At 61.9% G+C, this 22413-nt stretch carries 16 protein-coding genes and 1 pseudogene; 4 read left to right on the forward strand and 13 right to left on the reverse strand.

The genetic code is table 11. The annotated features are described in order from the left end of the window. Window positions 1–163: 163 nt before the first annotated feature. From AB4O05_RS07865 to AB4O05_RS07920, 12 genes and pseudogenes are all read right to left on the reverse strand, one after another. Window positions 164–2935, reverse strand: coding sequence for a hybrid sensor histidine kinase/response regulator (locus AB4O05_RS07865; RefSeq protein WP_460131785.1), 2772 nt, complete (start codon window positions 2933–2935; stop codon window positions 164–166). A gap of 102 nt (window positions 2936–3037) precedes the next feature. Further along, window positions 3038–4330, reverse strand: a complete 1293-nt coding sequence (gene purD / locus AB4O05_RS07870) for a phosphoribosylamine--glycine ligase (RefSeq protein WP_460131784.1) — start codon at window positions 4328–4330, stop codon at window positions 3038–3040. 150 nt (window positions 4331–4480) lie between these two features. After that, window positions 4481–6088 (reverse strand): bifunctional phosphoribosylaminoimidazolecarboxamide formyltransferase/IMP cyclohydrolase, encoded by a 1608-nt coding sequence (gene purH / locus AB4O05_RS07875; protein WP_460131782.1) that lies wholly within the window; start codon window positions 6086–6088, stop codon window positions 4481–4483. An 81-nt stretch (window positions 6089–6169) separates the two neighbouring features. Next, window positions 6170–6490 carry a DNA-binding transcriptional regulator Fis gene (gene fis / locus AB4O05_RS07880; protein WP_003221275.1) on the reverse strand — a complete coding sequence of 107 codons (321 nt, stop codon included), beginning with the start codon at window positions 6488–6490 and terminating at the stop codon, window positions 6170–6172. Further along, window positions 6487–7500, reverse strand: a complete 1014-nt coding sequence (gene dusB, locus AB4O05_RS07885) for a tRNA dihydrouridine synthase DusB (protein ID WP_460131781.1) — start codon at window positions 7498–7500, stop codon at window positions 6487–6489. Before dusB ends, fis begins: the two co-directional genes overlap by 4 nt. Window positions 7501–7685: 185 nt before the next feature. After that, entirely contained in the window at window positions 7686–8933 is a 1248-nt protein-coding gene (locus tag AB4O05_RS07890; protein ID WP_460131779.1) for a DUF3426 domain-containing protein, read from the reverse strand. A gap of 30 nt (window positions 8934–8963) precedes the next feature. Beyond that, window positions 8964–9842, reverse strand: coding sequence for a 50S ribosomal protein L11 methyltransferase (gene prmA / locus AB4O05_RS07895; protein WP_460131777.1), 879 nt, complete (start codon window positions 9840–9842; stop codon window positions 8964–8966). 188 nt (window positions 9843–10030) lie between these two features. Beyond that, window positions 10031–11392 carry an acetyl-CoA carboxylase biotin carboxylase subunit gene (accC, locus tag AB4O05_RS07900; protein ID WP_460131776.1) on the reverse strand — a complete coding sequence of 454 codons (1362 nt, stop codon included), beginning with the start codon at window positions 11390–11392 and terminating at the stop codon, window positions 10031–10033. Window positions 11393–11409: 17 nt separating this feature from the next. Beyond that, window positions 11410–11871: an acetyl-CoA carboxylase biotin carboxyl carrier protein gene (gene accB / locus AB4O05_RS07905; RefSeq protein WP_122718896.1), complete on the reverse strand. Its 462-nt coding sequence runs from the start codon at window positions 11869–11871 to the stop codon at window positions 11410–11412. A 24-nt stretch (window positions 11872–11895) separates the two neighbouring features. After that, on the reverse strand, window positions 11896–12351 hold the full coding sequence (aroQ, locus tag AB4O05_RS07910; protein ID WP_003171482.1) for a type II 3-dehydroquinate dehydratase: 456 nt from the start codon (window positions 12349–12351) through the stop codon (window positions 11896–11898). Between the two features lie 179 nt (window positions 12352–12530). After that, window positions 12531–13046, reverse strand: a pseudogene (locus AB4O05_RS07915) (methyl-accepting chemotaxis protein); the annotation flags it as partial. 1498 nt (window positions 13047–14544) lie between these two features. Further along, entirely contained in the window at window positions 14545–16215 is a 1671-nt protein-coding gene (locus tag AB4O05_RS07920; RefSeq protein ID WP_460131775.1) for a diguanylate cyclase, read from the reverse strand. A gap of 298 nt (window positions 16216–16513) precedes the next feature. Here AB4O05_RS07920 and AB4O05_RS07925 point away from each other — a divergent pair, with 298 nt between their 5' ends. The 4 genes from AB4O05_RS07925 to speA all read left to right on the forward strand — a co-directional run bounded on the left by AB4O05_RS07925 (window position 16514) and on the right by speA (window position 20863). Then, on the forward strand, window positions 16514–17581 hold the full coding sequence (locus AB4O05_RS07925) for a DUF2333 family protein (RefSeq protein ID WP_460131773.1): 1068 nt from the start codon (window positions 16514–16516) through the stop codon (window positions 17579–17581). Window positions 17582–17583: 2 nt separating this feature from the next. Next, a complete protein-coding gene (locus AB4O05_RS07930; protein WP_460131772.1) occupies window positions 17584–18120 on the forward strand; it encodes an NUDIX hydrolase in 537 nt (178 codons plus the stop codon). Between the two features lie 314 nt (window positions 18121–18434). Then, window positions 18435–18806: a translation initiation factor Sui1 gene (locus tag AB4O05_RS07935; RefSeq protein ID WP_460131771.1), complete on the forward strand. Its 372-nt coding sequence runs from the start codon at window positions 18435–18437 to the stop codon at window positions 18804–18806. Window positions 18807–18949: 143 nt separating this feature from the next. Continuing rightward, window positions 18950–20863: an arginine decarboxylase gene (gene speA / locus AB4O05_RS07940; RefSeq protein WP_460131770.1), complete on the forward strand. Its 1914-nt coding sequence runs from the start codon at window positions 18950–18952 to the stop codon at window positions 20861–20863. A gap of 65 nt (window positions 20864–20928) precedes the next feature. On the opposite strand, the gene AB4O05_RS07945 is transcribed toward speA, so the two are convergent. Beyond that, entirely contained in the window at window positions 20929–22272 is a 1344-nt protein-coding gene (locus AB4O05_RS07945; protein ID WP_460131769.1) for an MATE family efflux transporter, read from the reverse strand. Window positions 22273–22413: the final 141 nt, after the last annotated feature.

Genomic DNA, 22413 nt, shown 5'->3' on the forward strand with positions numbered 1-22413 from the left:
GGGGGCGGCTCGTGGCAGGAAAAGTGTTGGGAGTCTATCAGGCGATGCGAAACAAATGTGGGAGCGGGTTTGCTCGCGAATGCGGTGGGGCAGTCAATACATCTTCAACTGATCCATCGCATTCGCGAGCAAGCCCGCTCCCACATGTTGACTGCATTTCAGGTCAGGAGGGCTCATGTTCGTGCCGCTGTTGGCGCTGCGCCACCCAGAACTCTACCAGCTCGCGCAACTGCGACAACTCCACCGGCTTGGCCATGTGCCCGTCCATTCCGGCCTGGCGGGCGCGTTCTTTGTGTTCCGAGAGGATATGTGCGGTGAGTGCCACCACCGGTGTGCGAATGCGTTGGTGGCTGACTTCCCAGGCGCGCAGTTGCTGGGTGGCCGAGAAGCCATCGAGGATCGGCATTTCACAGTCCATCAACACCAGGTCGTAACGCTGGGCTTTCATCGCCTCCAGCGCTTCTTCGCCATTGCTGGCGGTGTCCGGGTTGAGGTTGAGCTTGCCGAGCATGCCGCGAATCACTTTGGTGGAGATGCTGTTGTCCTCGGCCACCAGGATCTTGAAATCGCTGGGCACGGTCACTTCGGCCGGTGGGCTGAGGGGCGCGCGGGGCGGCACGCCACCTTTGCTGCGCTGGGTCAGCTCGTCGGCCAGGGTGGTCTTGAGGGTGTAGCCGGCCACCGGCTTGGCGAGGATGCGCTTGATCCCGCAGTTACGCGCGATGATCTTGCTCGGCGCGTTGCTGATGCCGGTGAGCATGATCAGCAGGATGTCGTGGTTCAGGCTCGGGTCTTCCTTGATCTTCGCCGCCAGTTGCATGCCGGTCATGCCGGGCATGTTCTGGTCCAACAGCACCACGTCGAAATAATCACGCAGGTGCGCCTTGGTGCGCAGCAAGGCCAGGGCTTCCTTGCCCGATGGCACGGCGCTGACGTTCAGGCCCCAGGCCGTGCACTGCTGTACAAGCACCTTGCGGCAGGTGTCGTTGTCGTCCACCACCAGCACGCGCGCACCCTTGAGCGGGCCGTCGAGGTCGGAGGTCGGGTGTTCCAGGCGTTCCGGGTCCAGCGGCAGGGTGAGCCACAAGGTGCTGCCCTGATGACTGCCGCTCTTGATACCGAACTCGCCATTCATCAGCAGGATCAGTTGACGGGCGATCACCAGCCCCAGGTGGCCGCTCAAGCGGGTGGCCGAGAGGAAGTTCTTGCTGTGCAGTTCGCTGTGCAACAGGGCGTCGCGCTCGGCGGCTTCCATCGGCAGGCCACTGTCTTGCACGGCAATGCGCAGGCGCGGTTTGGTGCTGCGGTCGTCCAGGGCGACGACGATCAACACTTCGCCTTCATCGGTTTTTTGCAGGGCGTTTTCCAGCAGGCTCAGCATTGCCTGGCGCAAGCGTGTCGGGTCGCCACTGATCACGCGCGGCACCTGGGGCTGGATAAAGCTGATCAACTCGACGTTCTGCTGTTCGGCCTTGGCGCGGAAGATGCTCAGGCAGTCATCGATCAGCGCATTGAGGTCAAATTGCACGTCATCCAGCTCGATCTGCCCGGATTCGAGCTTGGAGATGTCGAGGATTTCGTTGATCAGTGTAAGCAGTTCGTTGCCGGCGCTGTGGATGGTCTGCACGTAGTCGCGCTGCTTCACCGACAACGGGGTGCCCAGCAACAGCTCGGTCATGCCCAGCACGCCATTCATGGGGGTGCGGATCTCGTGGCTGATCTTGGCCAGGAACTCGGCCTTGGCGGCGATTTCGGCATTGCTGGCAGCCAGGTCGCGGCTGAGGCTGAAGCGGGCCTCGACGATCGCGCGCTGGCGCTCACCCAGGGCCAGGCTCATCAACAGGCCGCTGAGGCAGATAAACGCCAGCAGGGTGACGATCAAGCCTTGGGGAGACACCATCGTAAGCCCCAGCAACGCCGGGAGAATGATCAGTGTGCCGATGTTGAACACCACCATGCCCGCCACGAACAGGCGGGCGGGGCGATAGCCTTTCTGCCAGTGGTAGGCCGAGACAAACAGCATGCTCAAGCCGGCCAGGGCCACCAGGGCGTAGGTGATGATGTTCAGCGGCAGGGTGTTGACGAACAACAGCAGCAGGCCACACAGCACGATAAGCAGGACATCTGCCATCAACAGCTTGTTCAACGGATGCGAGCCCAGGGGCATGAAGAAGCGATAGGCAAACATCAGCCCGCACGGCGCAGTCAGCAGCAGGGCGAGGTAGGCGCCTGGGGTCTGGATCGCATGCCAGTTCGGCAACCAGGGGCCCACCAGGTTGAGCAGCAGCGCCAGGCTGAGCATCAGCAGGATTTCGCAGGCCGCCAGCCACAGGCTGCTGCGTGAGCGGTGGTAAGCGAACCGCGTGAGGTTATGCAGGATCAGCATCAGCAGGCAGCCGAACAGCAGGCCATAGATCAGCGTCTGGGTCTGGTCAGCGGCGGCCAGCACGGCCGGTTCCAGGGTGATATAGGGGCGCAGTTCGTGTTCCGACACCAGCCGCAGGTAAACCTCGAGCGGTGCCTGGCTCTGGGGCAGCGGCAGCATGAAGTCGCTGCTGGGTAACGGGCGTTCCGCCTGGGGTTGGCGGGTACCGGTGGTTTGTTGTTCCACCAGTGTGTCGCCGTCCAGCACATACAGGCTCAGCTGCGACAGGTCCGGGGCGAATACCCGCAGCACTTGCTCGTGCTTGCCGGGTTGCAGTTTGAAACGGACCCACAATGCGCCGTCCGGTTGCGCGGCGGTAATGCGGTCCAGTTCGATGGGGCTGAATTGATTGGTGTAGCGCGAGGAGCGGATGTCGCTCAGTTGCAGGTCGGCCTGTTCATCAAGCAACACTGCCCAGCCACTGCCTTGCGCGGCGGCCTGGGCCGGGAGCAAGCAGAGCAGCGTCAGCAGACTGACAGTGAAACCTATGGCGATCCTGAGCCAGCGCACGGCGAAATCCCTTCGTAGGTTGATGCACGGTTAACTATGCGCGGGGAGGCCTGTATACGGCAAGGGCCTTGGGCCCTTGCCTAACCGAACGGATAGCTCGTTTTACTGGGTTTCGCCGCGTTCACGGGCAATGGCGCGGTAGCCGATGTCCGTGCGGTAGAAGCAGCCCTTCCAGTCGATGTTCGCCGCCAGCTTGTACGCCTGTTGTTGGGCGGCGTCGACACTGGAACCCATCGCGGTAGCGCACAACACGCGGCCACCGGCAGTCACCACTTTGCCATCCTTGAGCGCGGTGCCCGCGTGGAACACCTTGCCTTCCAACGTAGCAGCCGCGTCGAGGCCTTCAATCACATCGCCCTTGGCGTAGTCGGCAGGGTAGCCACCAGCGGCCAGCACAATACCGACGCTCGGGCGTGGGTCCCACTGTGCTTCAACCTTGTCCAGGGCCTGGGCCAGGGCGGCTTCGACCAGCAGCACCAGGCTCGATTGCAGGCGCAGCATCACCGGTTGGGTTTCCGGGTCGCCGAAGCGGCAGTTGAACTCAATGACTTTCGGGTTGCCGGCCTTGTCGATCATCAGGCCCGCGTACAGGAAGCCGGTGTACACATTGCCTTCGGCGGCCATACCGCGCACGGTTGGCCAGATCACCAGGTCCATGACGCGCTGGTGCACGTCGCTGGTGACCACCGGGGCAGGGGAGTAAGCCCCCATGCCGCCGGTGTTCGGGCCGGTGTCGCCGTCGCCGACGCGCTTATGGTCCTGGCTGGTGGCCATTGGCAGCACGTTCTTGCCGTCGACCATCACGATAAAGCTGGCTTCTTCGCCGTCGAGGAATTCCTCGATGACCACGCGCGAACCGGCATCACCGAAAGCATTGCCGGCGAGCATGTCGCGTACCGCGTCTTCGGCTTCCTGCAGGGTCATCGCGACGATCACGCCTTTGCCTGCGGCCAGGCCATCGGCCTTGATCACGATCGGTGCGCCTTTTTCACGCAGGTAAGCCAGGGCCGGTTCGATCTCGGTGAAGTTCTGGTAGTCGGCGGTCGGGATCTTGTGGCGCGCCAGGAAGTCCTTGGTGAAGGCTTTCGAACCTTCCAGCTGGGCGGCGCCGGCGGTTGGGCCGAAGCAATCCAGGCCACGGCTGCGGAACAGGTCCACGACGCCAGCCACCAGCGGCACTTCCGGGCCGACGATGGTCAGGGAGACGTTTTTCTCGGCGAAATCGGCAAGCTGCTCCAGGGCCAATACGTCGATGGCGACGTTTTCGCACTTGGCTTCAATGGCGGTACCGGCATTGCCGGGGGCGACGAAGACTTTCTGGACGCGCGGGTCCTGGGCTACTTTCCAGGCCAGGGCGTGTTCACGGCCACCGCTGCCAATGATCAAAACATTCATTTCAAAAACCTCTGAGAAACGCTGTGCTTCCCTGTAGGAGCGAGCTTGCTCGCGAAGGTCGTCAACGATAACGGGGGAAACCTGACACCCCGTGGCGTTTTTGAGTTTTTCGCGAGCACGCTCGCTCCTACAGTCGGGAAACGGTGCTGTTTAGTGACGGAAGTGGCGCATGCCGGTGAAGACCATGGCAATGCCGGCCTCATCCGCCGCGGCAATCACTTCTGCATCACGCATCGAACCGCCCGGTTGGATCACTGCAGTCACGCCTGCTTTCGCGGCATTGTCCAGACCATCGCGGAACGGGAAGAACGCGTCGGACGCCATCACCGAACCCGCTACCTGCAGACCGGCGTGCTCAGCCTTGATCGCGGCGATACGCGCCGAGTTCACGCGGCTCATCTGGCCGGCGCCGACACCGATGGTCTGGCGGTTCTTGGCGTAGACGATGGCGTTGGATTTAACGTACTTGGCTACTTTCCAGGCGAAGATCAGGTCGTTGATCTCCTGCTCGGTCGGGGCGCGTTTGGTCACGACCTTCAGGTCAGCGCTGCTGATCATGCCGATATCGCGGCTCTGTACCAGCAAGCCGCCATTGACGCGCTTGTAGTCCCAGGCTGCGGCACGCTCGGCCGACCACTCGCCGCAGGCCAGCAGGCGCACGTTGGCTTTTGCGGCAACAATGGCGCGCGCTTCTTCACTCACGGAAGGGGCGATGATCACTTCCACGAACTGACGGTCGACGATGGCTTTGGCCGTCTCGGCGTCCAGTTCGCGGTTGAAGGCAATGATGCCGCCGAACGCCGACTCGGTGTCGGTGGCGTAGGCCAGTTCGTAGGCCTGGCGAATGCCGCCTTCAGCGTCCGGGCTGACGGCCACGCCGCAGGGGTTGGCATGCTTGACGATCACGCAGGCGGGTTTGACGAAGCTCTTGACGCATTCCAGCGCGGCGTCGGTGTCGGCCACGTTGTTGTAGGACAGTTCCTTGCCTTGCAGTTGGGTCGCGGTGGCGATGCCCACTTCGGCCGGCTTGGCTTCCACGTAGAACGCCGCGCTCTGGTGCGGGTTCTCGCCGTAGCGCATTTCCTGGGCCTTGATGAACTGGCTGTTGAAGGTGCGCGGGAACTGGCTGCGGCCTTCTGTGCCGAGGGTCTCGGCGGCCTGGTTCACGGTGCCCATGTAGTTGGCGATCATGCCGTCGTAGGCGGCGGTGTGTTCGAATGCCTTGAGCATCAGGTCGAAACGCTGGGCGTAGGTCAGGCCACCGGCCTTCAGGCTTTCCAGCACCTGGGCGTAGTCGCTGGCGTTGACCACGATGGCCACGTCTTTGTGGTTCTTGGCTGCCGAGCGCACCATGGTCGGGCCGCCGATATCGATGTTTTCGATGGCGGTCGGCAGGTCGCAGCCTGGCTTGTTGATGGTGGCTTCGAACGGGTACAGGTTAACGGCCACCAGGTCGATCGGCTTGATACCGTGTTCGGCCATGATGGCGTCGTCGATACCGCGACGGCCGAGGATGCCGCCGTGGATTTTCGGGTGCAGGGTCTTGACCCGACCGTCCATCATTTCTGCGAAACCGGTGTAGTCCGCCACTTCCACTGCGGCCACGCCGTTGTCCTGCAGCAGTTTGAAGGTCCCGCCGGTGGAGAGGATTTCCACGCCAAGGAGCTGCAAGCCCCGAGCAAATTCGAGGATGCCGGTCTTGTCGGAGACACTGATCAAGGCGCGGCGGATCGGCAGGCGGGTGGTCTGGTCGGTCATTTCAATTTCCATCAAAAGCAAAGGAGTCAGCAAAAAAGGCGACCGGTTTTACGCGGGCGCCTTTCTGGTTGGATTGAATGCTTACAGCAAATCGTATTGCTTGAGCTTTTTGCGCAAGGTGCCACGGTTGAGGCCCAGCAGCTCACTGGCTTTGGTCTGGTTGCCCTTGACGTAGTTCATCACGCTCTCGAGCAACGGTGCCTCGACTTCGGAGAGCACCAGGTTGTATACGTCCGTGACGGAAGCACCCTCAAGGTGGGCGAAATAATTGTGCAGCGCCTTCTCGACACTCCCGCGAAGGGTCTGACCTTCTTCGCTCGGCGTGTTGAGGTGCTGTTTCAAATTGACGTTGTCGCTCACGGGTGCTGTTCCACTCACTAAAGTCTCGGTCATCATCGTCATGCGGCCACCCCTTTTCCGTCCCCTGCTCTCAGGCTCTTGTCTCGTTCGGCAAAGAACTCACGAACGGCGGTGACCTGTGCTTGCGTTTCATCCAAACGATTGAATCTGGCGCGAAATTCCCTGGCGCCCGGCAGGGTTGCGAGGTACCAACCCACATGCTTGCGAGCAATGCGCACGCCCATCACATCTCCATAGAAGGTGTGAAGTGCAGCCAGATGCTCTAGCAGAATACGTTCCACCTCGACCAGTTCCGGTGCCGGCAGGACCTCGCCGGTACGCAGAAAGTGTTCGATCTCACGAAAAATCCATGGCCGCCCCTGGGCGGCCCGGCCAATCAACACGCCATCGGCACCGGTTGCGTGCAGCACGCGCCGGGCTTTCTCGGCTGAGTCGATGTCGCCATTGGCAAATACCGGCATCGACACGGCCTGCTTGATCGCGGCAATGGTGTCGTACTCGGCTTCACCGGTGTACAGATCGGCGCGGGTGCGGCCATGCACTGCCAGCGCTGTAATGCCCGCCTGCTCGGCGATCTTCGCCACCGTCAGGCCATTCTTGTTCTCCCGGTCCCAGCCGGTACGAATCTTCAGGGTCACCGGCACATCCACCGCGGCGACAACGGCCTGCAGGATCTCGGCGACCAACTGCTCATCTTTCAACAGCGCGGAACCGGCGGCCTTGTTGCAGACCTTCTTGGCCGGGCAGCCCATGTTGATATCAATGATCTGTGCGCCCAGCTCCACGTTGGCCCGGGCCGCATCCGCCAGCATTTGCGCATCACCGCCGGCGATCTGTACCGAGCGTGGCTCGGGATCACCTTCGTGGATCATGCGCATCCGCGATTTGCGGGTGTTCCACAAGCTCATGTCGCTGGTGACCATTTCCGAGACTACAAGACCCGCGCCCAAACGTTTGCAGAGCTGACGAAAGGGCTGGTCGGTGACGCCCGCCATCGGGGCGAGAATCAAGCCATTGTGCAATGTATATGGGCCGATGCGTACCGCCGACATAGGACTTCCCTGTTGTGGGGCCGGATCATTAGAGTTCGAAAAAGGGTTGGCATGATACCCGCTCTCGATGACTGGATAAAGGCTGAATTGGATAAAATCTGAACAGTTAATTCTTTATCGCCAACGGTTTGGTTGCGCGGTTCCTCGTCAATAATCCACCGTCAAGCTTCGTTGTCTGAGCCGATTCACTCGGGCGAATGGAAGCTCAGGCTGTAATTCACGGCTTTGTTACCTGGGTCGAGGATGTCCAGGGAGATATGGATGGGCGTCTGTGATGGCATCTCGCTTACGCCCGCCAGTTCCCCACTGAGGTATTCAGCGGGCTTGAAGCGACGACTGGCTATCAGGTTGCCGTTGAGGTCGGCAAAGCGCAGCTCCAGCAGGGGGAATGGCTGGGAAAACGTCGCGCGGTTATAGATGATCGCATCCACCACCAACGCGCCGGCGAACTCCGGGTGGCTGCGCACCACCAGGTTACTGCTCTTGATATGGGCGATATCGACCCGCGATGGCACTGTGCAGCCCAGGATGGGGCACAGTTGCATGAACCAGGGACGGTAGGCGTCCTGGCGGGCCAGGTCGTCGAACTGGTAGGCGATGTACTGGCCCGCCAGACCGGCGGCGGCGAGCAGCACCAGCAGCATCCAGGTCAGGCGGCGGCCCAGGCTCGACGGGCGTTTTTGCGCATACAGGTGCAGCGGGTCGTCTTCCAGGTCCTGAAGCAGGTCGTCGTGGGCGCTTGCCGGGGAGCGGATTCGTTTGCGACGAGGTTCGGCACGCTCTTGTGGTTCGTCCGCTGCGTTGGCGGCGGGCCTGAGCGGCGGGTCGAGATCGTCGTCATCCGGGAGGGAGCGCAGCGGCGGTTCGTCATCGATAGTGTCGGTGAGCAGCGACATGGACGGCTCGGCGCGCTGTTTGGTCGCAGGGGCTTTCGTCGGTTCTGCGGCCTCTTCGGGCGTGTCTTCGTCTGCCAGGGCACGCTCTTGCGGCGGTTCGCTGAACAGGCTGGAAGCCCACTTTTCTTCTTCGGCTTTAACGGTTTCACGGCTGGCGCTGAGGGGCTCTTCCTTCTGCCGACGGTCGGCGCCAGGCTGACGACGTTCCGCGCCGATGGGCAGCGCGTGCTGAATCTCGCGACGCTCCAGCTTGGCCAGCTCTTTGTCCAGGTCCAGGTTGTCCAGCTCCAGCTCTTCGGCGGTCCACTGCTTCTGGCTGATGGCGCGCGGCGCATCGGCGGCGGGTTCAGCGGCACTCGGCTGCTCAGGTGCCGGCGCGGGCGCGTGGGCGCGCTGCTCCAGCAACTGGCGTGCGGCGTTGAACACTTGCAGGCACGAACCGCAGCGCACCGCGCCGCGGGCCACGCGCAACTGGGCGTGGCTGACGCGAAAGCGGGTTTGGCAATGCGGGCACTGGGTGACGAAACTGTCGGTCATGCGGCCATCCGATTCAGGCAAGCGCTCATTCTAGCGCCGACGCCCGCTGATGCGTACCCAGCCATCGCGGTTTGCGATCGGGTCCAGGTCGAAATCCTGGGCGTAGGCGGCGGCGACCTCTTCACCTTGCTCTGCGAGGATGCCCGACAACGCCAGGCGCCCGCCTGGCTTGACCAGGCTCGACAGCTGCGGCGCCAGGGACACCAGTGGGCCGGCGAGAATATTGGCGACCAGTACGTCAGCCTGAACCTGCGGCAACGCTTGCGGCAGATAGAGCGGGAATGTGTCTTCGGGAATGTTGTTGCGCCCGGCGTTGTCGCGGGAGGCTTCCAGGGCCTGCACGTCGATATCGGTCCCCACGGCCTGCTTGGCGCCCAGCAGCAGGGCGGCGATGGCCAGGATGCCCGAGCCGCAGCCGAAATCCAGTACGTTGCAGTCGCTCAGGTCCTGGCCGTCCAGCCATTCCAGGCACAGTGCGGTGGTGGGGTGGGTGCCGGTGCCGAACGCCAGGCCCGGGTCCAGCAGCAGGTTGACCGCATCCGGTTCGGGCGCGGCATGCCAGCTCGGCACGATCCACAGGCGCTGGCCGAAACGCATGGGCTGGAAGTTGTCCATCCAGCTGCGTTCCCAGTCCTGGTCTTCGATCACTTCGCTGTGATGCTCCGGCAGCGCGCCGCCGGTGAGCAGCTCCATGTGGGCCAGCACGGCGTCGGCATCGGTGCCGTCTTCGAACAGGGCCAGCAGGTGGGTGTGGGACCACAGCGGTGTGGTGTTCAGCTCGGGTTCGAAGATCGGCTGGTCTTCGGCGTCCATGAAGGTCACCGACACGGCACCTACTTCGAGGAACGCGTCTTCGTAGGTTTCGGCTTGTTCTGGGCTGATGGCGAGACGGACTTGCAGCCAAGGCATGGCGGGCACCTTTGAAAAAATGAGTGTGCAGCAGGGGGAGGGGCTGCGAAAGCGCGCAAGTTTACGCCAGCGGCGGGCAGAAGACGACATACACAGATCAAATGTGGGAGAGGGCTGTGTACAGTCTGGAAATCGGGTAGGGCAGAAACAACAAAGCCGCCCGAAGGCGGCTGTGTTGGGTGGAGCACTTACTGGTTGGCCAGCTTGTGTTCCAGGTAGTGAATGTTCACACCACCTTCGCAGAAGCCTTCATCACGAACCAGGTCCCGGTGCAGCGGGATGTTGGTCTTGATGCCGTCGACCACGATTTCGTCCAGGGCGTTACGCATGCGGGCCATGGCCTCGTCGCGGGTCGCGCCCCAGGTGATCAGCTTGCCGATCAGTGAGTCGTAGTTGGACGGAACCTTGTAGCCGCTGTACAGGTGCGAATCGACGCGAACGCCGTTGCCGCCCGGGGCATGGAAATGCTTGACCAGGCCTGGACTCGGGATAAAGGTTTTCGGGTCTTCGGCGTTGATCCGGCACTCCAGGGAGTGACCGTGGATCTTCACGTCGTCCTGCGTGAAGGACAGCACGTTGCCTGCGGCGATGCTGAGCATCTCCTTGACGATGTCGATACCGGTGACCATCTCCGATACCGGGTGCTCTACCTGCACGCGAGTGTTCATCTCGATGAAGTAGAAACGGCCGTTCTCGTAGAGAAACTCGAACGTACCGGCGCCACGGTAGTTGATGTCGATGCACGCCTTGACACAGCGCGCCAGGACTTCCTGACGGGCTTTCTCGTCCAGGCCGGGGGCCGGCGCTTCTTCCAGCACTTTCTGGTGACGGCGTTGCAGCGAGCAGTCGCGGTCGCCCAGGTGGATGGCGTGACCCTGGCCGTCGGACAGTACCTGCACCTCAACGTGGCGTGGGTTGGTCAGGTATTTTTCCAGGTAGACCATCGGGTTGCCGAACCAGGCGCCCGCTTCGGAGCGGGTCTGCTTGGCGGCTTCGATCAGGTCTTCTTCCTTGTGCACCACACGCATGCCGCGACCACCACCGCCACCGGCGGCCTTGATGATCACCGGGTAACCGACTTCGCGACCAATGCGCAGTGCGGTTTCCTCGTCTTCGGGCAGAGGGCCGTCGGAGCCTGGAACGGTTGGCACGCCGGCGGCGATCATGGCGTCCTTGGCCGAGACCTTGTCGCCCATCAGGCGAATGGTTTCGGCTTTCGGGCCGATGAAGGCAAACCCGGATTTTTCCACCTGTTCGGCGAAGTCGGCGTTTTCCGCGAGGAAGCCGTAGCCCGGGTGGATGCCATCAGCGCCGGTCACTTCAGCGGCCGCGATGATGTTCGAGACTTTCAGGTACGAGTTCGTGGCCAGTGGCGGGCCGATGCAGATGCTTTCGTCCGCCAGTTTCACGTGCATCAATTCGGTATCGGCCGTCGAGTAAACAGCGACGGTCTTGATGCCCTCTTCCTTACAGGCGCGCAGGATACGCAGCGCGATCTCGCCGCGGTTGGCGATCAGGACTTTTTGCAGTTTCTTCGCAGGTTTCAACATCGAAGGCGCTCCGCGGTTCAAACGATGGTGAACAGCGGCTGGTCGTACTCAACCGGCTGACCGTTTTCTACCAGGATGGATTCGATGACGCCGGCTTTTTCGGCCGTGATGTGGTTCATCATCTTCATCGCTTCGACGATGCAGATGGTGTCGCCCACTTTCACGGTTGCGCCGACTTCAACGAAGGCTGGCGAGGTCGGTGCCGGGGTGCGGTAGAAGGTACCGACCATTGGCGATTTGACCACGAAGCCGTTCAGTACAGGCGCGGCAGGTGCGGCAGGCGCTGCGGCGGCAGCAGGTGCGGCGGCCGGAGCAGCGGCTGGAGCCGGTGCTTGCATCTGCGGTGCGTAGAACTGTTGGGCCGGGGTCTTGCTGTGACGGCTGATCCGTACGGACTCTTCGCCTTCCTTGATTTCCAGCTCGTCGATACCGGATTCTTCCAGCAGTTCGATCAGTTTCTTAACTTTACGGATATCCATGAATCATCAACTCCCAAGGGTCGGTCAGGGGCGCTTGGCCTGTTCTTCAAGCTGTTCCAGGGCGGCCTCCAGGGCCAGTCGGTAACCGCTGGCGCCAAGGCCGCAGATCACTCCTACCGCTACGTCGGAGAAGTAAGAGTGATGGCGGAAAGGTTCGCGTTTGTGCACGTTCGATAAATGCACTTCGATGAATGGGATGCTCACCGCCAGCAGCGCGTCACGTAATGCAACGCTTGTGTGCGTAAAAGCGGCGGGATTGATCAGGATAAAGTCCACACCTTCGCCGCGCGCGGCGTGGATGCGATCAATCAGTTCGTACTCGGCATTGCTTTGCAGGTAGAGCAGATGGTGGCCGGCTTCACGCGCCCTGCGCTCAAGATCGAGGTTGATCTGATCCAGGGTCACTGCCCCGTAGACGCCCGGTTCGCGGGTGCCGAGCAGATTCAGGTTGGGTCCGTGAAGAACCAGTAAGGTCGCCATCGGCTGTTCCTTGTTATTGGTGTGGGTACGGCAGAACCCGGCGACTATGCCGCAAAGCCTTTGTGACTGTCCAGTTCTATGCAGTAGCCGGCACAATTAGCGAGGATGGCGCGAAATTTGTGACTATGCTCCGGAATCCGGTCATTGATGAGACTGTCTTGAGATTGCTGGAGATCGGGTCAGACGCGAAACGCTTGGACTGCGGTATTGAGCTGCCCACCCAGTACCAATAGATGTTCCCCCTGGCTGCGCCCTTGCCCGATACGCAGCAAATTATCCTCACCCAACTGATGAATCCGCTCGCTGTTGTCACGAATCTCACTCACGGCACCGCTTTGCTGCGCCGTCACATCGGCGATGCGCACGGCGGTCGCGGAAATGGTCTGGATTGCCTCGACGATTTCATCCAGCGCCCCATCCGCCGCCTGGGCTTGCTGGGCGGTGGCCTCGGCGTGTTCGACCTGGGCGCGCATGCCTTCCACCGACTGGTGGGCGGCGGTTTGCAGCCCGGCGATCAGGCCCTGGATCTGGGCGGTGGCGCCGGCGGTACGCTGGGCCAGCGAGCGCACTTCATCGGCGACCACGGCAAACCCACGGCCGGCCTCACCGGCGCGGGCGGCTTCGATGGCGGCGTTGAGCGCCAGCAGGTTGGTCTGGTCGGCGATCGAGCGGATCACCGTGAGTACGCCGCCGATGGTCGCGGACTCTTCGGCGAGTTTCTCGATCATCTGTGCATTTTGCTGCACTTCGCCCACCAACGCGTGCAGGCCGGTCAAGCTCAGGCCGATCACGCGCTGGCCTTGCTCCACCGCCTGGCCGGCACTGCGGCTGGCTCCGGCGGCCTGGCTGGCATCACCGGCCACTTGCTGGATAGTCGCCTCCAGTTCCCCCAGTGAATCGCGAATCTGCGCAGTGTCCCCGGCCTGGCGTTCGGCGCCGTCGTGCAGGCCGCTGCTCAGTTCGGAGAGGGCGCGGCTGGTGCCGGCAACCTCCTCGGCATTGCCGCGGATGGTGCCTACCAGATCGACCAGGTAGGCACGCAAGCGGTTGAGCGAGGCCTCGATGTCGCGCAGTTCGCGGTTGGTCTTGCCCAGGGCAATCGGCTGATTGAAGTCGCCTTCGGCCCAGGTCGACAACGCCGGGGCCAGATTAGTCAGCACTCGTGCCAGGCGCCGCTGCAGGGTGTCGATCAGCAGCGCAATCAGCAGGATCAGGCCGATCATCACGCCTTGCATCAGGCGCACTTCACCCTGGATCTTCCCGTGCTGGGCCCGCACTACCGGTTCCAGGCCGGCGATGGCCTGTTGCACCGCCACGATTTTCAGGTGGGTGCCGGCGGCCAGGTCGGCGCGTTGCTGGATCTGTGCGCGGGTGCGCTTGAGTTCGGCGGGGTAGCGGGTCAGCAGGCTGTTGAGTTCGCGCTTGAGGTCGACGCCGGTGTCCTGGGCTTCGGCCTTTTCGCTGTTTTGCAGGCCCATCAGGGCTGAGAAATCATCCGTGTTGGATTCGCCGCTGGCCTTCACGCCCAGCAATGGCAGTTGTTCCAGCAGGTCGGCCTGGCCGCGGATGTTGCCGACTTCGCGCTCCACGTCGTCGGCCAGTTCCGCGCGCCCGCTGCTGACCAGCTTGTCGCGGGCCAGGGACAGCTTGCCCAGGTGTTGGGAGGCGGCCAGCAGCGGCGGCAGGTAGCGTGCTGCTTCGGTGGAATTGACGCCCATGGCGTACTGGCCCAACTGTTCCAGATTGGCACCCAGTTCGCGCTCGGCTTGCAGCAACAGCGCCTGGGGGTCGCCGGCCAGTTTGCCGGCGGCCAGCAGGTCGGTTTTGCTGAAGGTATCCAGGGCGACCAGGCTGGGGCGCAGGTTCTGGGCGATCTCGGCGGGCAGGTCATCCAGGTGCAGCAGCAGGTTTTCCAGGCTTTGGCTGGCGCTGCTCAGGCGCAGGGCGTCGCCGCTGGCCAGGTAGTCGTCGATATTGCGCGCAGCTTGGTTCTGGAAGGTTTGCGACAGGCTCAGGTAGCGCTCCATCAGCAAATAAGGCCGTTCCAGTGCCCGTTGCGACCACCACAGGGTCGCGCCAAGCGCCAGGCACACAGCCACCAGAAGAAGGGTATTGAGATTGGTCAGCAGCTTCAGGCGCATGCGGGATATCAACCGACAGCAAGGATAAGCGCCTGAAGTTATTGCGTTTCTATTACAGCGTTATGACGGAGTCAGTGAATTCCGATGAAAAGATGGCACTTTGCTTTGATGCGCGCGCGGCGTGTACACGGTTACGCCCGCCGTTCTTGGCGCGATACAAGGCCTCGTCGGCCTGGGCGGCCATCATCAGGCTGTCGGAACCGTCGCACAGCTCAACCAGCCCGGCGCTGAAGGTGCACCACAGGTCCTGGGGTTGGGCCGGGTAATGAATTTCGGCAAAGCGTCCGCGGATTTCATCCAGCACCTTGCAGGCTGATTCCAAGTCGGTGTCGGGCATCACGATGGCGAACTCTTCACCGCCGTAGCGGCCAATGTAGTCGGTCTTGCGCAAGCGTTGCTTGAGGAACAGCGCCAGGCTCTTGATCACACGGTCGCCCATCGGGTGGCCATGGCTGTCATTGACCCGTTTGAAGTGATCGATATCGAGCATGGCAAAACTCAGCGGTTTGTTCTCGCGGCGTGCGCGGAAGCTGCAGTCTTCGAGCAATTGCAGGATGTGGGTGTGGTTGTACAACCCTGTCAGGCTGTCACGCACCATCCGCGCCTTGAGGTTGCGCGCGCGCACCGCGCGGTTGCGCACGGTAGTGATCAGATGGCGCGGCTTGATCGGCTTGGTGAGGAAGTCGTCGCCGCCTTCGCTCATGGCGTCCAATTGCTTGTCCAGATCGTCTTCAGCCGACAGGTAAATGATCGGCACGCTCACATAACGGTCGTTATGGCGAATCACCTTGGCCAGTTCGGTGCCGGTGCAGGCGGGCATATACATGTCGAGAATGATCAGGTCGGGCTGAAAGTCCGCCAGTTCGGCCATGGCCTGGATCGGCTCGATCAGCGTGCGGGTGACGATGCCGGCACTGTTGAGCAGGCGCTCGGTATGCAGGGCCTGGGCCCGCGAGTCGTCAATGATCAGCACCTTGTAGGGTTCGTATTGGGCGACGCAGGTCAGCACTTCGATTTTCTCCAGCAGGCTGGAGGCTTCCAGCGTGCCGGTGAGAAACTCCTGGCCGCCGGCGCGCACGGCGGCCAGGCGCGTTGGCGTGTCGGTTTCATGCAGGCTGAAAAACAGCAACGGCAGTTTTTGCTCCAGACCTTCCTGGGCTTCGGCGGCGAGCTTGAGGCCCAGGCCGGTGCCGCAGAAATCCACGTCCATCACAATCGCCGACGGCAAGCGCTCGACCATGGCTGCGCGAAATGCCGCCACGCTGCCCAGGGGCTGGGCGCTCATGCCAAAGAACTCCAGTTGCTTGGCCAGGCGCTCGGCGCGGTCGTGATCGGCGAGCATCACGTAGATCGGCTTGCGCATCGGCGGCAGGAAGGTTTGCTCCAACTGGTCGCCCTGGCGCAGTCCGGTGCGGGACAGGCGCTGCATCAGGCGGTTGAGTTCGGTGATCAGGTGACTGCTCAGGCGCCCGCGATTCTCGTCCACCGCCTTGAGCGACTCGCCGATGTGTTGGGCCAACTGGCCGTGCTCGGGCTGTTCAAAGCGCTCGGCGAAGCGCTGCAGGCGCAGGTTGGCTTCGCTGAGTTCGGTGAGGTCGGTGCTGGACCACTCGCTGCGTTGCAGGCGCTGCCAGATCTCAAGAATTTGACGTGCCTGATGAATTACCCGCTGGGCAAAGTGTTGCTTGAGACGCTCACGGCTAGGGTCTTCTGGCTCGGTCATATCCTGACTACTAGTGAAGGTGCGTGCTGAGGTCGACTGATGGCTCTATGCTAGCACCTCTTTTGAGTCGGATGAGTGTCATACGTCAATTAACTGCACGAGGCCTATATTCATTTATTGACCTTGCGGTCACTCAGCTTAAAAAGCGTGCATCCTTTATAGTCGAACCTGTGCCGTGCGCCAGTTTGATCAAAAGCCCCGCATGGGTGGGCACGATGGGGTAGGGTTGTGGTCGGAGTGTTTGAACGCACGCCATCAATTCAAGTGCATGAACTTAAGTGATTGAAAGGATATCGCCATGCTGGACTGGAAAAACCGTGCAGGCAGTGCCAAAGGCCCCGCGCCTGAGCCCAAGTCAACCCATCGCGGTTATTTGCGTACGCTGCTGATGAGCCGAGCCTTGCTCAGCGTGCTTGGCCTGTACCTGTTGGTCACCGGGGCGCTGGGCTGGTACTGGAGCGCAGAACCGGCGCTGTTCCCGGTCCAGCAGAATGCGCAGATTGCCGCCGAGAAGGACGGCAAGCAAATGGTGGTGGGCTACACCACTGTCGAAACCCTCAAGACCGTGGTCGGCACCTTGCTGAACAAACCCGGCGGCTATATTTCCAATGACCGCTTCCCGCCAGGCCTGTGGATGGACAACATGCCGAGCTGGGAATACGGGGTGCTGGTACAGGTGCGCGACCTGACCCGCGCCCTGCGTAAAGACTTCGCTCGCTCCCAGTCGCAGTCGGCCGAAGATGCCGATTTGGCCAAGGCCGAGCCACGCTTCAACTTCGATAACAAGAGCTGGGTGCTGCCATCCAGCGAGTCGGAGTACCAGGAAGGCATCAACTCCCTGAGCCGCTATGAAGCGCGCCTGTCCGACCCGAACCAGCGCGGCGCGCTGTTCTATGCGCGTGCCGATAACCTGAACAACTGGCTGGGCGATGTCGCCACCCGCCTGGGTTCGCTGTCGCAACGCCTGTCGGCCAGTGTGGGCCGGGTCAAGCTGAACACCGCACTGAAAACCGAAGCCCTGGCGCCGGGTGAAGTGCCGCAGGTCGACGAAGAAGTGGTGGAAACCCCATGGATGCAGATCGACAACGTGTTCTACGAAGCCCGTGGCCAGGCCTGGGCTTTGTCCCACCTGTTGCGCGCCATCGAAGTCGACTTCGCCGACGTACTGGCCAAGAAAAACGCCACCGTCAGCGTGCGCCAGATCATTCGTGAGCTGGAAGCCTCGCAGGAACCCGTGTGGAGTCCTATGATTCTTAACGGCAGTGGCTTCGGGGTACTGGCGAACCATTCGCTGGTGATGGCCAATTACATTTCCCGGGCCAACGCCGCAGTGATCGATTTGCGTCAGCTCCTCAACCAGGGTTGATGATGGACGTTACTCAAAAGGAGGCTGCACACCGCGCCGCCTCCGATGCCGAGCTGATCTGTTGGGTCGACGAGCGGGACAACCTGCTCGGTCACCTGGTCCGGTCCGACCTTCGCCAGCGCGGCCTGATCGGCCGTTGCACGTTTATCTTCCTGTTCAATTCCAAAGGCGAGTTGTGTGTGCATCGGCGTACCCTGAGCAAGGCGCTGTACCCCGGTTTTTGGGATACGGCCGCCGGCGGCATGGTGGCGGCGGGGGAGAGTTATGCTGTTTCGGCGCAGCGGGAACTGGCCGAAGAGCTCGGTGTGAGCGCAGTGGAGTTGGTCGAGCATGACCATTTCTACTTTGAAGATGGCGACAGCCGGCTCTGGTGCAAATCCTATTCGGCGACCTGGGATGGCCCCCTTTGCCTGCAGCCTGAAGAAGTCATGGAAGCGCGCTTTTTGCCCGTCGAAACGGTTCTGCAACAAGCGCAGCAAAAGCCTTACTGCCCGGACGCCCAGGAGGGCCTGCGGCGCTATCTGGCCTTGCGTCGCTAAAGTTGCAGAAATTGGCGCTATTTGGCTCTTAGCAAGCCGGCTTTTTGCCGTTACACTGCGCGACTTTTCACCCGAGCCGTCATTGTTTCACCCTGGGATCACTGTAGGAGCGAGCTTGCTCGCGAAAGACTCAAGCGCGCCGTGTGCATTCAGAATGCCCGCGTCATCGTTGACGATTTTCGCGAGCACGCTCGCTCCTGCAGGTGGGGATTAGCCTTGGCGGTTCGGTAGCGCTGCCCCTGCCTGAGTGGGGCTTCGCGGTCAGTGGCGCTTTAGCGCGCTGATCAATCTTCATCCTCCCAAGAGGATTGCCGGTGGCCAAAAAAGCCGCATCCTTCGCCGCCCTTGGTGGCCTGGTATTTTCCACCGACGCAGGTCGACACTGCCCGGACTGTCGTCAGCCCGTGGATTCGTGCACCTGCAAACAGACCCTGATGCCTGCGGGCGACGGCATTGCCCGCGTACGACGCGAGAGCAAAGGCCGTGGTGGCAAGACGGTGACTACCATCACTGGCGTGCCGCTTGCAGAGGACGCGCTCAAGGAATTGGCGACCACGCTGAAAAAACGCTGTGGTACCGGGGGCGCGTTGAAAGACGGGGTCATCGAGATCCAGGGCGATCACGTCGAACTGCTGTTGGCCGAGTTGATCAAGCTCGGTTACAAGGCCAAGAAGTCCGGCGGCTGAAAGCCTCTTCCCAACCTGTGTCTAAACTCTGTCCTGCGAGTGGGGTCTACCTCCCTTACAGGCAAATCGTCATTTTCATTCTTTAGACTGCGCCAGCCTCAAATCCGGGGCGGCGCCTTCGCCTTCATTTATAGGGGACTTCGATGTCCGTACGACGCACACGCAAAGACGATGGCAGCCAATGGACAGTTGCGGACAGCCGCAGTGTTTACGGGATTCGCCATTGGGGGGCCGGGTATTTCGCGATCAATGATGCCGGTCGCGTTGAAGTCCGTCCGAACGGCCCGAACAGCACGCCCGTCGACCTTTACGAGCAAGTCGACCAACTGCGCAAAAGCGGCCTGTCGTTGCCGTTGCTGGTGCGCTTCCCCGACATCCTGCAAGACCGCGTGCGCCAGCTCACTGGCGCCTTCGATGCCAACATCGAGCGCCTGGAATACCAGAGCAAGTACACCGCGCTGTACCCGATCAAGGTGAACCAGCAGGAAGCGGTGATCGAAAACATCATCGCCACCCAGGACGTGTCCATCGGCCTCGAAGCCGGCTCCAAGCCTGAACTGCTGGCCGTGCTGGCCCTGGCACCGAAGGGCGGCACCATCGTCTGTAACGGTTACAAGGACCGTGAGTTCATCCGCCTCGCGCTGATGGGCCAGAAGCTTGGCCACAACGTGTTTATCGTCATCGAAAAAGAATCCGAAGTCGGCCTGGTGATCGAAGAGGCTGCCAACCTCAAGGTCAAACCCCAGGTCGGCCTGCGCGTGCGCTTGTCGTCGCTGGCGTCGAGCAAGTGGGCGGACACCGGTGGCGAGAAATCCAAGTTCGGCCTGTCGGCGGCGCAATTGCTGTCGGTGGTCGAACGCTTCCGCGCTGCCGGTCTGGACCAGGGCATCCGCCTGCTGCACTTTCACATGGGCTCGCAGATCGCCAACCTGGCCGACTACCAGCACGGTTTCAAGGAAGCCATTCGTTATTACGGCGAACTGCGCAACCTCGGCCTGCCGGTGGATCACATCGATGTCGGCGGTGGCCTGGGCGTGGACTACGACGGTACCCACTCGCGTAACGCCAGCTCGATCAACTACGACATGGACGACTATGCCGGCGTGGTCGTGGGCATGCTCAAGGAATTCTGCGACGCGCAGAGCCTGCCGCACCCGAATATCTTCTCCGAAAGCGGCCGTTCCCTGACCGCCCACCACGCCATGCTGGTGGTGCAAGTCACCGACGTCGAGAAACACAACGACGAAATCCCGAAAATCGAGAATAAGGAAAGCCTGCCGGAAACCGTGCAGTGGCTGGTGGACCTGCTGGGCCCGACCGACATCGAGATGGTCACCGAAACCTATTGGCGCGCCACTCACTACATGAGCGACGTGGCCACCCAGTACGCTGACGGTAAGCTGACCCTGGCCGAAAAAGCCCTGGCCGAGCAGTGCTACTTCGCCGTGTGCCGTCGCCTGCACAACTCGCTCAAAGCCCGCCAGCGCTCGCACCGCCAAGTGCTGGACGAGCTCAACGACAAGCTGGCCGACAAGTACATCTGCAACTTCTCGGTGTTCCAGAGCCTGCCCGACACCTGGGCCATCGGCCAGGTATTGCCGATCCTGCCACTGCACCGCCTCGACGAAGAGCCGTTGCGCCGCGCCGTGCTGCAGGATTTGACCTGCGACTCCGATGGCAAGATCAAGCAATACGTCGACGAGCAGAGCATTGAGACCAGCCTGCCGGTGCACGCCTTGAACGAAGGTGAAGATTACCTGCTGGGTATCTTCCTGGTAGGCGCCTACCAGGAAATCCTCGGCGACATGCACAACCTGTTCGGTGACACCGACTCGGTGAACATCTATCAGCGTGACGACGGTTCGGTCTACAGCGCCGGAATCGAGACCCACGACACCATCGAAGACATGCTGCGCTACGTGCACTTGTCGCCGGAGGAGTTGATGACGCACTACCGTGACAAGTGCGCGAGCGCCAAGATCAGTGCGTCGGAGCGCACCCAGTTCCTCGACGCCTTGCGCCTGGGGCTGACGCGGTCGTCCTATCTGTCCTCGTAAATGAAGTAACCCGGTACTGATGTGGGAGCCGGGCAAGCCAGCTCCCACATTTGGACCTTATTTCTTCAGTTACTGCCCAGCCACAGCCCTTGCCGATTCAAACGCCAGGCGATCGCCCAAAGGGTCATGCTGCGCAGCGCCATGAACAGCAGGAAGGTGATCCACAGCCCGTGGTTACCCAGGCCCTGCAATGCCCAGGCAATCGGCAATGCCAACAGCACGGTCAGCAGCATGCCGTTGCGCATCTCCCGCGCACGCGTCGCGCCGATAAACAAGCCATCGAGCAAATAACTCCACACCGCAATCAACGGCAGTACCGCCAGGTAAGGCAGGTAGATGTCGGCCGTTTCGCGCACGCTGGGGATATCGGTCTGCATGGCTATAAACAGGTGCCCGGCCAAAGTGAACAGCAATGCAAAACCAACACTGGCGATCAGCGACCAACCACCGGCCACCACCAGTGAGCGGCGCAAGGCCTCGCGGTCACGGGCGCCGATGGCGTGGCCGCACAGGGCTTCCACCGCATGGGCCAACCCGTCCAGTGCGTGGGCCGTCAGCAGCAGGCCGTTGAGCAACAGCGCATTGGCGGCCACGGTGGCATCCCCCAATCGCGCGCCTTGCACCGTGATCATGAAAAACACCGACTGCAACGCCAGGCTGCGGATGAAGATGTCGCGGTTGACCGCCAGCAGCGGGCGCCAGCTTTGCCAGCGCTTAAGCGCAGCCCAGGCGATATGGCCGGGATACGCGCGCAGGGCTTTTTGCGTGAGGGCCAGGCCGAGCAGGGCGCCGGTCCATTCGGCGACTACCGACGCCCGCGCGGAACCGACCACGCCCCAGTCCAGGCCGAGTACGAACCACAGGTTGAGGGCGATGTTGACCAGGTTGGTGGTCAGTAAAATGGCCAGTGGCGCGCGGGCGTTCTGTGTGCCCAGGAACCAGCCGACCAACGCATAAGTGGCCAGCGCGGCGGGCAAGCCGAACAGGCGAGTGTGGAAGAACTCGCGGGTCAGTTGGTTCAGCTCGGGCGACGGTTGCATCCACTCCAGCGCCAGATGGCTCAGCGGTATCCCCACCGTACCCAGCACCATCGCCAGGCCCAGCGCCAGCAGCAAGCCTTGCAGCAGGATTTGCCGCAGCGCGGCGCCGTCATTGCGCCCGGCGGCTTGAGCGGCAAAGCCGGTGGAGCCCATGCGCAGGAACCCCATGGCCCAGGCAAGAAAGGTATACAGACTGGCCCCGACGGCCACGGCACCGAGTTGATGGGCATGGGGCAGGTGGCCGATGACCATGCTGTCGACCAGTGCAACCAACGGCACGGAGATGTTCGAAAGAATCATCGGCGCAGCCAACGCCCACACACGGCGATGAGTAGGACGGTCGCGCCAGTCGGTCAGTAAGGTGGGCATGCGGGCTCCTTGGGGGAGCGGCATTGTAACTGGCCCCCCACCATGGCGCAGAACCAATGTGGGATTTGGCTCGGGTTGGGAGGCGCCCAGAACCAACCCTCCCTCCGTCGGTCAATGTGATCAGCACCACATCGGCCCCGC

Source organism: Pseudomonas sp. S1_G07 (genome assembly GCF_054668565.1).